At 31.2% G+C, this 16,918-nt stretch carries 14 protein-coding genes and 1 pseudogene; 11 read left to right on the top strand and 4 right to left on the bottom strand.

Annotated features, from left to right (window positions below):
* Positions 1–170 precede the first annotated feature (170 nt).
* A complete protein-coding gene (locus tag ANHYDRO_RS06690; protein ID WP_039914316.1) occupies positions 171–728 on the bottom strand; it encodes a helix-turn-helix domain-containing protein in 558 nt (185 codons plus the stop codon).
* Between the two features lie 463 nt (positions 729–1,191).
* Between ANHYDRO_RS06690 and ANHYDRO_RS06685 the strand changes: the two genes are divergently transcribed.
* The 7 genes and pseudogenes from ANHYDRO_RS06685 (at position 1,192) to ANHYDRO_RS06655 (ending at position 9,501) form a co-directional block, all read left to right on the top strand.
* Positions 1,192–1,881, top strand: coding sequence for a fumarylacetoacetate hydrolase family protein (locus tag ANHYDRO_RS06685; protein ID WP_004814842.1), 690 nt, complete (start codon positions 1,192–1,194; stop codon positions 1,879–1,881).
* Positions 1,882–1,968: 87 nt separating this feature from the next.
* Positions 1,969–3,333 carry a DUF438 domain-containing protein gene (locus ANHYDRO_RS06680; RefSeq protein ID WP_039914313.1) on the top strand — a complete coding sequence of 455 codons (1,365 nt, stop codon included), beginning with the start codon at positions 1,969–1,971 and terminating at the stop codon, positions 3,331–3,333.
* A gap of 123 nt (positions 3,334–3,456) precedes the next feature.
* Complete coding sequence (locus ANHYDRO_RS06675) at positions 3,457–4,578, top strand: PrpR N-terminal domain-containing protein (RefSeq protein WP_004814838.1); 1,122 nt, start codon at positions 3,457–3,459, stop codon at positions 4,576–4,578.
* A gap of 68 nt (positions 4,579–4,646) precedes the next feature.
* Positions 4,647–5,105 (top strand): helix-turn-helix domain-containing protein, encoded by a 459-nt coding sequence (locus ANHYDRO_RS10755; protein ID WP_004814835.1) that lies wholly within the window; start codon positions 4,647–4,649, stop codon positions 5,103–5,105.
* Positions 5,106–5,197: 92 nt separating this feature from the next.
* Positions 5,198–6,499 carry a GntP family permease gene (locus ANHYDRO_RS06665; RefSeq protein ID WP_004814833.1) on the top strand — a complete coding sequence of 434 codons (1,302 nt, stop codon included), beginning with the start codon at positions 5,198–5,200 and terminating at the stop codon, positions 6,497–6,499.
* Positions 6,500–6,508: 9 nt separating this feature from the next.
* A pseudogene (gene ilvD, locus ANHYDRO_RS06660) lies at positions 6,509–8,181 on the top strand (dihydroxy-acid dehydratase).
* A gap of 99 nt (positions 8,182–8,280) precedes the next feature.
* Positions 8,281–9,501 carry a glycerate kinase type-2 family protein gene (locus ANHYDRO_RS06655; protein ID WP_004814828.1) on the top strand — a complete coding sequence of 407 codons (1,221 nt, stop codon included), beginning with the start codon at positions 8,281–8,283 and terminating at the stop codon, positions 9,499–9,501.
* Positions 9,502–9,543: 42 nt separating this feature from the next.
* Here the strand turns inward: ANHYDRO_RS06655 and ANHYDRO_RS06650 are convergent, their stop codons facing one another.
* The 3 genes from ANHYDRO_RS06650 to panD are packed head-to-tail and all read right to left on the bottom strand — an operon-like array spanning position 9,544 to position 11,782.
* Positions 9,544–10,500, bottom strand: a complete 957-nt coding sequence (locus tag ANHYDRO_RS06650; RefSeq protein ID WP_004814827.1) for a bile acid:sodium symporter family protein — start codon at positions 10,498–10,500, stop codon at positions 9,544–9,546.
* A gap of 2 nt (positions 10,501–10,502) precedes the next feature.
* Positions 10,503–11,342: a pantoate--beta-alanine ligase gene (gene panC, locus ANHYDRO_RS06645; protein WP_004814825.1), complete on the bottom strand. Its 840-nt coding sequence runs from the start codon at positions 11,340–11,342 to the stop codon at positions 10,503–10,505.
* A 56-nt stretch (positions 11,343–11,398) separates the two neighbouring features.
* Positions 11,399–11,782, bottom strand: a complete 384-nt coding sequence (gene panD / locus ANHYDRO_RS06640; RefSeq protein WP_004814823.1) for an aspartate 1-decarboxylase — start codon at positions 11,780–11,782, stop codon at positions 11,399–11,401.
* 421 nt (positions 11,783–12,203) lie between these two features.
* Here panD and ANHYDRO_RS06635 point away from each other — a divergent pair, with 421 nt between their 5' ends.
* The 4 genes from ANHYDRO_RS06635 (at position 12,204) to ANHYDRO_RS06620 (ending at position 16,918) form a co-directional block, all read left to right on the top strand.
* Positions 12,204–12,707, top strand: a complete 504-nt coding sequence (locus ANHYDRO_RS06635) for an NADH-quinone oxidoreductase subunit NuoE family protein (protein WP_004814821.1) — start codon at positions 12,204–12,206, stop codon at positions 12,705–12,707.
* Positions 12,694–14,274, top strand: coding sequence for an NADH-ubiquinone oxidoreductase-F iron-sulfur binding region domain-containing protein (locus ANHYDRO_RS06630; protein ID WP_004814819.1), 1,581 nt, complete (start codon positions 12,694–12,696; stop codon positions 14,272–14,274). Before ANHYDRO_RS06635 ends, ANHYDRO_RS06630 begins: the two co-directional genes overlap by 14 nt.
* Before the next feature lie 9 nt (positions 14,275–14,283).
* A complete protein-coding gene (locus ANHYDRO_RS06625) occupies positions 14,284–16,017 on the top strand; it encodes an NADH-dependent [FeFe] hydrogenase, group A6 (RefSeq protein ID WP_004814817.1) in 1,734 nt (577 codons plus the stop codon).
* 214 nt (positions 16,018–16,231) lie between these two features.
* The gene (locus ANHYDRO_RS06620; RefSeq protein WP_039914307.1) at positions 16,232–16,918 is read left to right on the top strand and encodes a CRISPR-associated endoribonuclease Cas6; all 687 of its coding nucleotides are present in this window, start codon (positions 16,232–16,234) and stop codon (positions 16,916–16,918) included.

The raw sequence follows: 16,918 nt of genomic DNA, 5'->3' as shown, positions 1-16,918 counted from the left end.
GGAAAGTTAGCTATTAAAGGTGATGTATGAGATTTAAAAAATATTCTATTACATCACCTTTATTTATATTTTAATTTGTAAGAATAATATTTTTATAAGTAAAAATAAATGTATTAACTAAAGAAAATGTGGATAAATCTATAATTGCTTTACTGTTTTTTAGATTTTATTTAAAAAATTGGTGGGCTTATTGAAAATATAATTGCACAAGTAGCCTTGCTGGGGTTTTTCCACCTATGCTTAGTTTTTCTTGGAATTCTAACAGAATCTCCTGTTTCAAGTGTTATGGTCTTATTCTCTAAAATTAATTCTATTTTTCCTAAAGTGCAAACTGCAACTTCTTCACCATTGTGAAAATTGAAATTATCAGAATTGTATTGGTAAGCTGAAAGCTTCATCTCGCAAAGTTGAAGGTCACCTTTGGTGTCTGGGCTTAATAAGTCATAACTTAATTCATATTTGGAATCTTCACCCTTATTAGTTATACGAATCCTATTATTTTTTTTAACTAGTATAGGGCGATCTATATCTTCTTCTATAAACAAGGTAAACATAGGAACTTTCAAATGTTGTGAAATTAATTTTAAGGTATTTAGGGATGGGTTTGCTTTTCCGCTTTCAATTTGGCTTAACATTGAAGGAGAAACATCTACTTTTTCTGCTAATTTTTTGAGGGATAAATTTTGTGAAATTCTAGAGTTTTTAATATTTTTACCAAGCTTATCCATTTGATCACCTTTTTCTTTTAGATTTGTTTTACTAAATATTATTATACCATAGATGTATAATAATATATATTTTTCTGGCATATTATTAACAATATTTATGCAAATGACAAATTTAAAACAATCCTAAATCATTTCATATAATTTTAAAAGTGGTTAAATAATATTGGAATTAGTAAATTCGAAGATAGGCTTTATAGAACAAGGATACAAGTGTGATTATATTTATAAGTATTTTTTACTTGTTCTAGAGCTTTAATTTTAAAAATATTTGATAAACCATTTTAAATAAGGAGCAAGGTGTGAAAATTTTATATGTTGAAATAGAAAATAAGAAAAAGATTTTAATAGAAAAAATAAAAAAAGATATATTTTGGATAATCCGAAATATCAATTCTTAGACCTAAATGATTTAATAGACTCAGAAATAAATCTTTTTAAACTTGATTTATAAAATTTGGATGAGATGATAGGGTCTTATAAAATTTTAAGTCCAATAGAATATCCAAAACAAGATATAATTTGTATAGGGATGAATTATCTAGATCATAAAGATGAGCTTGAACTTGTTTCTAAAAAAGCTTTTTCCAAGGATGTTGATATAATTTATTTTTCAAAAAGGGCTAATAAGGTTTTAGGAAATGATGATATAATTGTCTTAAATAAAAAAATTACTTCACGCCTTGATTATGAAATTGAGTTAGGGATAATTATTGGAAAAGATTGTAAAAATGTAAAAGCAGTTGAGGCTAAAAATTATATATTTGGTTTTACTATTTTTAATGACCTTTCAGCTAGAGACCTTCAAACAAAATACAAACAATGGTATTATGGAAAAAGTTTTGATGGTTCATCTGTAATGGGGCCTTGTATTTTACTTAATGATGAAAATATTAATTATAATGATTTAAGGCTAAGCACAAAAATAAATGGGGAAATAAGGCAAGAAAATTCTACAAAAAATATGATTTTGCCAATAGATAAAATTATAGCAAATTTATCAGAAGCTATGACCTTAAAAAAAGGAACAATAATAGCTACTGGAACTCCTTCAGGGGTTGGAATGGCCTTTGATCCTCCTAAATTTTTGAAAAAAGAAGATAAAATTGAAATGGAAATTGAAAAAATTGGTGTTTTGAAAAATATAGTAAGATAAAAGATTAAAAAGCAAGAGAATTCTTGCTTTTTTTATTTAAATAATAGACATTATCAATTGCCGAGTATAATAATAGTGGAGGATATTATGACTAAAAAAATTGATATTAATAAGGCTATTTATGATTTAGTTAATCATGATGATAAATTAAAAAAAGACCTTATAGGTCTTGGTTTTAAAAATCTTTCCAATCCTCTTATGCTTAAAACTATAGGCAAAAAAATGTCTATTAGGCGAGGAGCAAAGATGGTTGGGATTGATAATGTTGAGAAAAAATTAGAAGATTTGGGTTATGAAATTGTTAACTCTTATGATGATTTAGAGGTTAAAAATAGAAGAGAACTCATTAAATCTTATGTAAAAAGATTGTCAGAGGGTGAGGATCTTGAAAGTGTTAGAAAAGATTTTGTAAAAAATTTCGAAAATGTTTCATCTTCTGAAATTATGGATGCTGAAGAGGCTCTTCTTGAAGGAGGAGTTGATAGGGCTGATGTTCAAAGGCTTTGTGATGTTCATTCTTCACTTTTTCATGGAAAAACTGAAAGTGAAGGAGGAAAGGATTTGAAACTAATTAATATTTCTGGACATCCCCTTAGGTTTTTCTTTTTGGAAAATGAAGAAATTAAAAAGTTAATAGATTTAGGAGAAGATAGGAAAGATTTGGAAGAAATTAAGGAAATTTCCAATAAAATTACTTCTCATTATAGGAAAAAGGGAGACTTGATTTATCCTTTATTAAAGGAAAATTATAATAAGCCAGGTCCATCTGATATTATGTGGGGAGTGGATATAGAAATTTCTAAAAATTTCAAAAAAGCTTTTAAAAAATCTGATTTTGATGAGATTAAAAAGGTATTTGAAAGAGCAAGGGAGATGACTTATAAGGAAGAAAACATCTTGTATCCTTTGATGGAAGATGTGATTTCTAATGAAGATTTTTTGGGTCTTTATGAGGATTTGAAGGCTTATCCTGATGATATTATTGAAAAAGAGATTTGGGATGAGGGAGAAAATTTTAAAGATGAAACAAATTCTAAGGATGGATATATTAATTTTTCTAAAGGAAAGGTGAAAGTTAATGAGCTTGAGGCCCTTCTTGATACTTTAGAGATTGAGATAACTTTTGTAGATAAAAATGATATAAATGCTTATTATAATGACATAAAGGGTGAAAAAATTTTTAAAAGGGCGAAGACATCCTTGGGAAGGGAAGTTTATTCATGCCATCCACCCCAAGTTGAACCAATTGTAAGAAGGCTTATTGGTGAATTTAAAGAAGGAAGTAAGGATAAATTTCAAATTATAAAAAACATAAAGGGCAACGACCACGCAGTGACCTATTATGCAGTTAGGGATAAAAACGAAAATTATTTAGGAGTTTTGGAAACTGTCCAAGATCTTTCTTTCTACAAATCTTATCTTGAAATTTGGGATAAGGCTAAGAAGAAATAGAAAATAAATTAATCCCTAGATTAAAATTTCTTAATATTTTTCTAGGGATTATTAAATTTAGGTCTGTTCTTATATTTTGGGGTATATAGACTAGGCATTGGAAAATATAAATAGGTGGAATTAATGAAGATTTTTATTGTTGGAACATATGAAGCTATGGTAAGGCCCATAGAAGACTTAAAAAACAAATACAAAAATTGCCAAATAGACTATGGTATAGCTATGCTAGAAGATGGTCTTAAGCTTGCCATAGATGCAAAAAACAATGGTTATGATGCAATAATTTCTAGAGGCGGAACTGCAAGATTAATAAAAAAACATCTTGATATTCCAGTAATAGATGCAAAACCATCAGGCAATGATTTGCTAAAAAGTATATTAATAGCAAAAAACAACCAGACAAAAACATCTATAATTGCTTATTCAAATATTACAGATGGGGCAATAGAGATAATTAGACTATTAAATTTGGATTTTAAAATACACTATATAAAAAATGACTTAGATTTAACTAATCTTCTAATAAAATTAAAAGAAGAAGGATACCAGCAAATACTTGGAGATTCCTTGGCTATAAAAGTCGCAAAAGACTTAAATTTCAATACCGTATTATTCCAAACAGGCTATGAAAGTTTAGAAAATTCTTTGGAATATGCAATTATGATTTTAAATCAAACCCAAAAAATTAAACGAATAGATACAATTAGGTCTAAATTTTTGACTAAATTTAATAAAGACTATTGTATAATGCAAAACAATAAAATAATATTTTCACAATTTATAAATTTCAAAAAAATGCCCATATCTTACGAAAAATGCATAAGCCTAAAATACGAATTTGAAAACAAGGAATTTAACACCCCCTATATTCAAGCTAGGGTTGGGGAAGTTAACCTTGAAGTATCATCTATAGAAATATCTTCAGATAAATTTTACCTATATAATTTTAAAAAAGTAGAAAGTGATTATGAAAAACCAATAGGTATATATGATCTTGATATAAAAAATAATTTTTTGCCTATAACTAAGTCCGAGTCTATGCAAAAATTATTTGCCAAGGCAAAAAGACTTATAAAAGAAAAAAATCCCATATTCATAATTAAAGATAATGAATACACCCTAAATGAACTTTTAAATTTTACGATAGGTATCAATAAAAATAGTACTTTGTTAATAGACTTAGACAAGGTAAATATTGAAAGTTACGATGAAATTTTAAAATACAAGAAAAAAACATACTTATAAAAAATATTAAAGATTATGAAATAATTAGCAATATTAGTAAAAAAAATATAGAAGAAAGATTTATAATTTTGCTTGAAAAAGATTCTAAAATTATAGATTATATTGATGAAAAACAGACCCTTCTAATACCTAATACCAGACAAAGAAAAGATGACCTAAATCTGATATTTAATAACTATATAGCCTATTATCACGAAAAATTTGCAACAATGGCCTTGGGGGTTGAGGATTATATATTTGATGGTGAAAATCTCTTACTAAATAAGAATTTAGACTATTTATTGAAAAAATTAAAAAATTATATATTTACCAGAAATGAATTAATAGTAGGAAAGGATGTCTTTACTAAAAAAATAGAAGAAGGCAGTAAAAAAGAGATCTTTGATTCTAAAAATTTAGAAGAAATTGAAAAAGAGCTTATCCTCTACCACTTAAAAAAAGAAGAATACAATCAAAGTAAGGTCAGTGAAATTTTGGGAATAAGTAGGTCCACCCTGTGGAGAAAAATGAAAAAATATAAGATATGAATCGTTTCAAAATGAAACGATTTTTTTATATTAAATTAATATGTTGCAAAATAGAATCAAACATGGTAAAGTTTAAGTAAATCGTTTACACAATGATTAATAATAAAAAAATGGAGGAAATTATGGCAAGTGTATCAACAATAGGAGCTTTGATAGCTTTAGTGATAGCGATTTCCGTAATTGTAATGGGAGCTCCACCTGCTTATGGAATGATTCTTGGGGCTTTAATAGGCGGAATAGCTGGCGGTGCTAATGCTAAAGAAGTTGTAACATTAATGTTCGATGGAGCTGGAGGAATGTCTCCGACCTTACTTAGAATTATAGCTGCAGGAGTTTTAGCTGGTGCCTTAATCAATTCTGGATCAGCAGATGTTATTGCAGAAAATATAGTTGAGAAATTAGGAGAAGCTAATTCTTTAATAGCTATAGTGGCATCTATATTTATTTTGACTGCTATAGGAGTTTTTGCAGATGTAGCATGTTTAACAGTAGCACCAATTGCTATGGTTATAGCTAAGAAAACTAATTATTCAAAATCAGTAATAATGATGGCTATGTGTGGAGGAACTCACGCTGGAAATGTCATGTCACCTAATCCACAAGCTATAGCCTTATCAGATTATTTTCAAATTCCTCTAACAAGTGTAATGATAGGGGGAATAATTCCTGCAATATTTGGTTTTGTAGCGACAGTTTTTATAACAAAATTAGTACATAAAAAGGGCATAGGAAGTGAAGTTTTGTTAGTAGAAGAAAAAGGAAATGTAAATTTTTCTAAACCTAGTCTGCTTGCAGCAATCACAGGACCTCTTATTTCTATAATACTTCTAGCCCTTAGACCTATTATGGGAATTGAGATAGACCCATTAATAGCCCTACCTTTAGGAGGATTTATTACTTGTATTTTGACAAAAGAAGTTAAAAATTTTGTGAATTTCTCTACAAAAGGATTAAATATGATGTCAGGAGTAATTTTGTTACTTTTAGGAACAGGTGCCTTATCAGGAATAATAGCAAACTCTGGCCTTAAAGAATCTCTAATACATATAGTTGACATTTTAGGCTTGTCAGGATTTTTATTGGCTCCAATTACAGGCTTAACCATGGGAGCTGCTACAGCATCAGCCACAGCAGGAAGTACAGTTGGATCACAAGTTTTTGGAGAGACAATATTATCTTTTGGAGTAAAACCTCTTCAAGCTGCAGTAATGATACACGCAGGAAGCAATACCCTTGATGGATTACCACATGGTAGTTTTTTCCATACAAGCGCTGGTAGTGTAAGGATGAATATTAAAGAAAAGTTGAGATTGTTACCATTTGAATTTTGTGTAGGATTGGTTATGACAATAGTTTCTACTATTGTATATGGTTTAATAGGATTAAATTTTTAGGAGGAAATAATGAGTAAAAAAATGAACAGTCAAAAAGTATACCAAGGACCAGAAAGAATAGAAGCTAGATCTTTGTTATATGCAACAGGAAAATTAGAAAAAGATATAGGAAAAAAACCTTTGATAGGAGTTGTAAACTCATTTAATGAAATTGTTCCTGGACATTTTCATCTAAGAAGTTTAGCAGATGCAGCCAAATTAGGAGTTGCTGCTGGTGGTGGAATTCCTGTAGAATTTCCTTCAATAGCAATGTGTGATGGTATAGCAATGAGCCATGCTGGAATGCATTATCCTCTAGCATCAAGAGAGCTAATAGCAGATAGTATAGAGGCTATGGCTAAGGCTCATGGTTTAGATGGATTAGTTTTGATCCCTAACTGCGATAAGATAGTTCCTGGAATGACCATGGCTGCATTAAGGTTAAATATTCCTTCAATTATTGTAAGTGGTGGTCCTATGGCAACAGGTCATTATAAGGATGAAGTTGCTGATTATTCTACATGTATAGAACAGGTTGCAGCCTATAAATTAGGTGAAAAAAGTGAAGAAGAAATGGAAGAATACGCTCATGCAGCTTGCCCATCATGTGGGTCATGTGCTGGAATGTTTACAGCTAATAGTATGAACTGTCTTTCAGAAGTTTTGGGACTGGCACTTCCATATAACGGAACAATCCCATCATACTACGGAGACCGTATAGCTCTTGCAAAAATTGCTGGAGAAAGATCAGTGGCTTTGGTTAAAGAAGATATTAAACCAAGAGATATAGTAACAGAAGAAGCCTTTAAAAATGCTATAGTTGTTGATATGGCAATAGCAGGCTCAACAAATACAACCCTACATCTACCAGCTATAGCTCATGAATGTGGTTTAGAATTATCACTTGAAAAATTCGATGAAATTTCTAAAAATACTCCAAACTTATGTCACATAAGTCCTTCAGGAGATAAGTTCATGTTTGATCTTCATATGGCAGGCGGAATTCCAGCTGTAATGCATGAATTAGACAAAAAATCTTTATTAAATACTAGTTTAAAAAATATAAACGGAAAAACAATAAAGGAAAATATAGAGGGTAAAGAGACAAGAGACCATGATGTTATTAGACCTATTGAAAATCCATTCAATGACCAAGGTGGTATAGCAGTATTAAAGGGAAATATTGCACCAGGCGGATGTGTTGTGAAGTCAGCAGCAGTTAGGCCAGAGATGATGAAACATAAGGGAGAAGCTGTTGTATTTAACAGCATGGAAGCGGCAACTGAAGGAATTTTTGATGGTAAGGTTAAAAAGGTAATGTAGTTGTTATTAAATACGAGGGTCCAAAGGGTGGTCCTGGTATGAGAGAGATGCTTACTCCAACTTCTGCTATTGTAGGTATGCATTTAGATAATGATGTTGCCTTAGTAACAGATGGAAGATTTTCTGGGGCTACTAGGGGAGCAGCTATAGGCCACGTTTCTCCTGAAGCTATGGACGGTGGACCATTTGCTATAATAGAAGATGGAGATGTAATAGAAATTGATATAGAAAATAGGTCTATAAATATAGATTTGACTGATGATGAAATTAAAGAAAGGCTAGATAAACTAGTTAAACCTGAACCAAAAATTAAAGAAGGTTACCTAGTAAGATATGCAAGAGCAGTATCTTCAGCTAATAAGGGTGCTATTCTTGAATAAATTTTGTAAATAAAGTCCCAAGTTTTTGGGACTTTATTTATTATATTTGGGTAAACTATTAAATAAAGACTTGTTTAGAAAATTATTTGGGGTGATAGAATGGATAATTTAATTAGAAAAATTGTGGAAGAATCTATTGAATCTTGTTTGCCTGATAAGGCTGTTACTAGAGAGTTAAAAAGCCTACCAAAAGTTAAGGGCAGAAAAATTTTGATTGCTATAGGAAAGGCAGCCTATCAAATGGCAAAAACAGCCTTAGAATCTGATATTAAATTTGATCAAGCTGTAGTTATAACTAAATATAATCATTTGAAAACTAATTTGGAAAATGCAGTTTGTTTTGAAGCCGGTCATCCAATTTCTGATGAAAATACAATTAAGGCAAGCCAATATGCCTATGATTTAGTTGGAAATTTGACAGAGGATGATTTGGTTGTGATGCTTATTTCTGGAGGGGGGTCTGCTCTTTTTGAAATACCTCTTATTAGCTTTGAAGAAATACAAAATATCAACGAGCAACTTTTGAAAAAAGGTGCAGACATTGTTGAAATTAATACAATTAGAAAGAGACTATCAAAAATTAAGGGTGGAAAATTTGCAAGGCATTGTTATCCTGCCAAAGTTTATAATATTATTTTATCTGATGTTATAGGAAATAGACCTGACATGATAGCATCAGGTCCGACCTATGAAGATTTTTCAACTTGTGAGGATGCTTTAAATATTGTTAATAAGTATGGACTTGTTTTATCTGAGCCTGCTAGAAAGTGTTTGAATGAAGAAACTGAAAAAAATTTAACTAATATTACTACAAAAATTTCTGGCAGTGTAGACCAATTGTGCCTAAAAGTAAAAGAAATATTGGAAGATGAAGGCTATAAGACAGATATTTTAACAACATTTATGGATTGTGAAGCAAAAGAAGCAGGATATATTTTATCATCTATTGCAAAAAGTAAAAGTGCTTATAAGGAAAGGCTTGCTTATATTTTTGGTGGAGAAACTATTGTTAAAATTAAAGGCAATGGAAAGGGAGGAAGAAATCAAGAATTGGCCTTGGCAAGTGCCAAACATATAAGAGGGCTTAAAAATGTACAAATTATTTCCTTTTCCTCTGATGGGACTGATGGTCCAACCGATGCAGCCGGGGCTTTTGTCGATGGCTATACTATGGATAAATTAAAGGAAAAAAATATTAATTGCGATGAGGTTTTGGATAATAATGATTCTTATAATGCCTTAAATAAGATAGGTCAATTAATAAAAACAGGGCCTAGTGGGACAAATGTTAATGATGTATCTATTGTTTTGATTAATTAAAAAAAGTCCTGTAGGATTATAAATTCCTACAGGACTTTTAATTTATTTTTCCCTAGCAAGGGCAATCTCTTTTACGTCTTTTCTTCTAATTGATGCAAATATTGAACCTGATATATTGTGCCAGATTGAAAATATTGCTCCAGGAAGTGTTGCTAGTGGGTTTAGGGCGAAATTTGCTGTTGCAAGTTGGATGGCAAGGCCTGAGTTTTGCATACCCACTTCGATTGATAGGGTAGTTTGCTTGTCGTAATCCATTTTAAATAATTTTGAAACGCCAAGACCTAATAAAAGTCCCAAGGCGTTGTGGATCATTACTATTAATAAAACTATTAGTCCAGATTTTGCAATTTTTTCTGAGTTTGCTCCGATTATTCCTGAAATTATTAAAATAATTGCAAGGGATGATATTAGTGGGAAAATTGATTTTGATTTTTCCATTTTTTCGGGGCTTAATTTTTTTGCGAAAATTCCCATCAAAACTGGTATTAAAACTACTGTAACAACTGATTTAAACATGGCTAAAATTGATACTTCTACCCATCTTCCTGCCAAAAGATATACCAAAAATGGTGTTACAAGTGGGGCAAGGAGGGTTGATAAAATTGTCATTGAAACTGACAATGAAACATTTCCTCCAGCTATGTGGGTTATTACATTTGATGCAGTTCCTCCAGGGCATGAACCAACAAGGATAATTCCTAAAGCAATATCTCTATTTACATTGAAACCAACTGCCAAAATCCAAGCTATTAGTGGCATAATTGTAAATTGTGCCAAAGATCCTATAAAAATATCCCTAGGATTTTTTAAAATTTTCTTAAAGGCATCGGATTCGATGGATGTTCCCATTCCAAACATGGCAAGGGCAAGAAAAATAGTGGTGTAATTTGTCATCCAAGAAAAATAATCTGGGACAAAATAGGCTACGACAGAAAATATTACAATAATTAAACCGATATTTTGAGTTATTTTATCTGAAATTCTTGAAAATTTTTCCATGTTTATACCTCATAGATAAAATTATCTATTAACCTTGTTTTTCCAATGTAAACTGCTATGGCTACCAAGGTGTCTTTGTCAAAATTTTCTACATCTTCTATTGTTTCAAGGTCTACGGCACTGATGTAGTCGATTTTTGCAAGTTTTTCTGATGAAATTATCTCTTCCATTTTTCTCAAAACTTCTTTTACGCTTGCTCCATTATTTGCCATTTTTTCTCCCTCAAAAATTGCTTTTGAAAGACAAAGTGCAGCTTTTCTCTCATCATTTGAAAGGTAAGTATTTCTTGATGACATGGCAAGTCCGTCTTCTTCTCTTACGATTGGGCAGGCAACAATTTCAACTGGGATATTTAAATCGAAAACCAATTTTTTGATTATTGCAAGTTGTTGGGCGTCTTTTTGTCCGAAATATGCCCTGTTTGGCCCTACAATATTAAATAATTTTGTACAAACTGTACAAACTCCCCTAAAATGTCCCTCTCTTCTTGCACCACACAAATTATCAGAAAGTCTCTTTATATCTACAAAGGCTTTTTTGTCATGATACATTTCGCTTGGTTCTGGATTAAAAATAAAATCTGCTCCCAAATCTTCGCACAACTTGCTATCAGCATCAATATCCCTAGGATAAGCCTCCAAATCTTCATTTGGTCCAAATTGAATAGGATTTACAAAATCAGAAACAACAACTATGTCATTTTCTGAAACTGCTTTTTTAATTAGGCTTGCATGGCCCTTGTGCAAAAATCCCATGGTTGGAACAAGGCCTATGGATTTGCCCTCTTTTTTGAAATCTTTTAAAATTTCTCTCAATTCATCAATTTTTTTGATAACTTTCATTTTCTTCTCCTCTAAAAAAATATTTAGAGATAGCCTATTACACCACTAAAAATTATTTATGCCAATCTTCCGTGTTTTTCGTAAGATGAAATTTTACTAATCTTATTTTTATCGTCTACAAAAACAACCTTTGGCCTATAATTTTCCAAATCTTTCTCATTATATGAGGCATAAGCCATAATAATTACCATATCACCCTTAGAACAAAGTCTAGCAGCAGCTCCATTTAAACAAATAATCCCGCTATCTTTTTCTCCGGCTATGGTATAAGTTTCAAGTCTTTGACCGTTATTAATATTTACAACTTGTACTTTCTGATACTCTCTAATTCCAGAAGCTTCAAGCAAAGCTTCATCGACTGTGATTGATCCTACATAGTTAAGTTCAGCTTGAGTTACAGTTGCCCTATGAATTTTTCCTTCTAACATTTCTATATTCATAAAATCTCCTAAAAAAATAAGCAAGGAAAAAAGTTTATATAAAAAAACCAAAATCCTTGCATAAGTAACAAATTATTTTGAGTCTCATTAGATATATAAGCTCATTTTTTAAAAAAATTATAATGGTGTAAAAGAGTATAGTTTTAAAAACTTAAATACTATCTCTACAAGTATTATAAGGTATAATTATAAATTTAACAATTTTTAAAAAATCATATAAGCTAAATAAAACGTTTTATAAGAAAGCTTACTTAGTTAATAAATTATTTTAATTTAAGAATTGGTAAAAATTTGTTATAATTTAATAAAGATATTAGATAAGAGAAATAAATTTATTAAAAAAGAAAAAATTTTTTATAAGTTATGATTACGTTTTCATAAAATAAAATCTTATCTTAAAATAAAATATAAAGGAGGGACTATGAGTTTTTGTTACAATTTGGACAAGGACAAGTTTGATGAATTTTGTGAATTTTTGGATGAAAATATTGGCAAAAAAGGTGCAGTAATGCCCGTTTTACAAAAGTGTCAAAATTTATTTTCCTATATTCCAGAACCTATAGTAGACTTGATGGCTTTGAAGCTTGGGGTTTCATCTAGTGAGATTTACGGGGTTGCAACTTTTTATTCGCAATTTTCCCTAAAACCAAAAGGAGAGCATGAAATTTGCGTTTGCCTAGGTACAGCTTGTTATGTAAAAGGAAGCGATAAAATTTTAAAATCATTGTCAGATGAACTTGGAATTGAAGTTGGAGATACGACAGAAGATGGGAAAATTTCCCTAGCCGAGGCAAGGTGTATTGGCCAATGTGGAATTGCTCCTGTAGTAAGCATCGATGGAAATCTTGATATTGGAAATTTATCAAGTGCTGATGTTCACAAAATTATTTTAAAAGCTAAGGAGATAGACCATGAACAAGGATAAATTATTAGCTATTAAGGAAAAATCTCTAAAAGAATTAAAAAATCGCCTAGATTACGAAAAAGTATATGAAGATGATGAGGGAAATTTAAAATTAAAAGGAAAATTTTACCAAAATCAAACGAGATTAGTTTTGAAAAATTGTGGAATAATTGACCCAAACAATATAGATGAATACATAAGCCAAGATGGATATTTTGCCCTAAACAAGGCGATCTTCGATCTTGATAGAAAAGAAATAATTGACATAATAAAAGATTCTGGCCTAAGAGGAAGAGGGGGAGCAGGATTTCCAACAGGAAGAAAATGGGAGGCTGCTTTTAAGCAAGATACAGACATAAAATACATAATTTGTAATGCAGACGAGGGAGATCCGGGTGCTTTTATGGATAGGTCTGTTTTAGAATTTGATCCCCATTCAGTTTTGGAAGCTATGGCAATTTGTGCCAGGGCTATTGGATCAAAACAAGGATATATTTATGTAAGGGCAGAATACCCAAAAGCTGTAAAATCTTTGCAAAATGCAATCAAACAAGCAAGAGAATATAATCTTTTGGGAGAAAATATAATGGGATCAGATTTTTCTTTTGACATAGATTTAAGACTTGGGGCAGGGGCCTTTGTTTGTGGAGAAGGAACAGCCTTAATGGAATCAATAGAAGGCAAAAGAGGAATGCCTAGAAATAAAGAATTTAGGACAACAGTCAAGGGACTTTGGGGAAAACCTACAGTAATAAATAACGTAGAAACCTTTGCTAATATTGCTCAAATTATCAACAAGGGTTCTTCTTGGTTTAGGTCATTTGGAACAGAAAAATCTCCTGGAACAAAAGTATTTGCCCTAGTTGGAAAAGTAAAAGAATCTGGACTTGTAGAAGTTGAAATGGGAACAAGCATAAATAAGATTGTCTATGACATAGGTCTTGGAATTCAAAACGACAAAAAGGCAAAGGCAGTTCAAACAGGAGGACCTTCCGGAGGATGTATCCCAACAAAATTATTTGATACAGCCTGCGACTTTGAATCCTTAAAAGAAATTGGATCCATAATGGGATCTGGTGGAATGGTTGTAATGGATGAAGATGATTGTATGGTCGACGTTGCAAGATTTTTCCTAGAATTTTCCGTAGATGAATCTTGTGGAAAATGTACCCCATGCAGGATTGGAAACAAAAGATTATTTGAAATGCTTGATGATTTGACCAAGGGAAAGGCAAATGAAGAAACTTTGGAAAAATTAGAAGAATTATCAAAAATAGTTTCAGAAACATCCCTTTGTGGACTAGGCCAATCAAGCCCAAACCCAATAATTTCTACCATGTACTATTTTAAAGATGAATACCAAGCCCACGTCGGAGAAAATAAAACTTGCCCTGCAAAAAGATGTAGGTCACTTTTATCATATTTAATCGGAGAAAAATGTATAGGATGTGGTAAATGTAAAATGCTTTGTCCAGTGGGAGCCATAAGTGGTGAAAAAAGAAACAGGCATGAAATTGACCATGACAAGTGTATAAAATGTGGTCAATGTATGGAAAATTGCCCAATTGAGGCAATAGCCTTAGTTTAGGAGGTTTTCATGATTAACTTAACAATAAATGGAAAAAATGTAGAAGTTTCTGAAGCTACAACTGTCCTTGATGCAGCAAGAAGTTTAAATATAAATACACCAACCCTTTGCCATATGGACCTTCACGATATAAAATTCGTAAACAAATTGGCATCTTGTAGGGTTTGTTTAGTAGAAGATTTGGATAAGGGAAAATTTATCCCTTCATGTGCAACCTTTGTAAAAGAAGGAATGAATATAAGAACAGATAGCCAAGAAGTAATAAAAGCAAGAAGAACAATAGTAGAACTACTTTTATCAGACCACCCAAACGATTGTTTAAAATGTGCCAAAAATTTAAATTGCCAACTGCAAAAATTAGCCCACGATTTAAATATTAGGGAAATAAAATATACAGGAGAAATGAGAAATCTCCCAATAGATGACAACTCCTATTCTCTAGTAAGAGATCCAAACAAATGTATACTTTGTAGAAGATGTGAAACCATGTGTAATACTGTCCAAACAGTAGGGGCCTTAGCAGAAGTTGGAAGAGGATTTAACACCCATGTTGGATCAACCTTTAATAGGTCCATGTTTGAAACAACCTGCACATTTTGTGGTCAATGTTTGTCAGTTTGCCCAACAGGAGCTTTGACAGAAAAATCAAATATAAAAGAAGTTTGGAAACTATTAGAATCCGATAAGCACCTAATAGTCCAAGTAGCTCCTGCAGTAAGGGTTGCCCTTGGAGAAATGTTTGGAAGAAAACCAGGTGAATCTGTAGAAGGAGAGATGGTAACAGCTTTAAAAAACTTGGGATTTGACAAAGTATTTGATACAAACTTTGCAGCAGACTTAACCATAATGGAAGAGGCAAACGAATTTGTTAAAAGACTTGAGGGAAAAGGAAAACTACCAATCCTTACATCCTGTTGTCCGGGTTGGGTAAACTTTATGGAACAACAATTCTCAGACCTAATAGACATACCATCATCATGCAAAAGCCCACACGAAATGTTTGGGGCAATAGCAAAAACTTACTATGCAGAAAAAATCGGCAAAAAACCAGAAGACATAAAAGTAGTATCAGTTATGCCATGTATATCCAAAAAATATGAAGCAAAAAGAGATGAACTAGAAAACGAAGGCTATTCAGACGTAGACATAGTACTTACAACAAGAGAACTTGGGGCTATGATAAAAGAAGCAGGAATAGACTTTAACAAGCTAGAAAAATCTGACTTTGATAATCCAATGGGAGAGTCAACCGGAGCTGGAGATATATTTGGAACAAGTGGTGGAGTAATAGAAGCAACCATAAGAACAGCCTATGATACCATAACAGGAGAAGAATTAGAAAAAGTAGAATTCGAAGACTTAAGAGGACTAAAGGGAATAAAACAAGCAAAAGTAGATATAAATGGCAGGGAAATAAAAATAGCAGTAGCAAACGGACTTGGAAACACAAGAAAATTATTAGAAAAATTAAGGAATGAAGAAATAGAATTAGACGCCATAGAAGTAATGGCATGCCCAGGAGGATGTATAGGAGGAGGAGGCCAACCTTACCACAATGGAAAAATATCCATACTAAAAGAAAGATCAAAAGGCCTATACCAAATAGATGAAAACAAAAAACTAAGAAAATCCTACCAAAACCCATACATTAAAAAACTTTATCAAGAATACTTGGGAGAAGTAGGAAACGAAAAAGCAAAAGAATTACTACACACAAGCTACAAGGCTAGGCCTAAGTTGTAAGAAAAAATCTCCTTACCTTAATTTAAGGTGGGAGATTTTTTTAAAAAATATAATTTAAAATTGATTATAATTTAATGATTATTGGGTATTAAAAATCATAATATAAGATTAATTAATAACATGTAATGTAAAAATAATAGATTTAAACTGATGATATTACAAATATACAATAAGTTAACAAATACTATGATTTCTTATGAAAGGAGATGAAAAAATGAAAGTATATGAACTAAAAATTAGAACATTTTTATTAGAAGATATTGATAGTTGTGATTCTTTGGAATTTATTTCTAAGTCAATAATTTCTTATTTATCAGAAGATGAAAAATTTCTTAATATGCATAAAGCGAAAAATTATAAGTCCTATTGCCACGACAATCTATATCCAATAAAAAAGTTCTACAAAAAAAATATGGTTTACCAGTACAGAATTAGGTCGGTTGATGAAGAATTTGTAAATTATATTTTGAATGGTTTTTCTGATTATAAGGATAAGGTTTTCAAAAACTTAACTGTTGATGTTAGGATAATTCCAAAATCACCTATTTCAAAATTATTTACCTTAAATCCTGTAGTTATCAAAAATGACTTCGGATATTGGAAGGAAAATTTGACCTTAGAAGAATTTGAAAAGAGATTCACAGATAATTTAATAAAAAAATACAAATATTTTGTTGATGAGAAAGTAGAAGAGGGGAAATTTTATACTAGCCTTAAATTTTTAAATGAAGAGCCAATCGCTTTTAAATTTAAAAACATAAAACTTTTGGGCGATAAGCTTGAACTTGAAATTAATATGGATAAGAGAAGTCAAGACCTAGCCTATTTTGCACTTGGTGTGACCTTTAGCGAAAATGCAGCTTATGGGGCAGGATTTTTGGGCTATAAATATTTAATTTAG

The organism is Anaerococcus hydrogenalis DSM 7454, assembly GCF_000173355.1.
GTDB lineage: Bacteria > Bacillota > Clostridia > Tissierellales > Peptoniphilaceae > Anaerococcus > Anaerococcus hydrogenalis.
The sequence above is the reverse complement of the archived record's forward strand: the minus strand, read 5'-3'. Positions and strand labels throughout refer to the sequence as shown.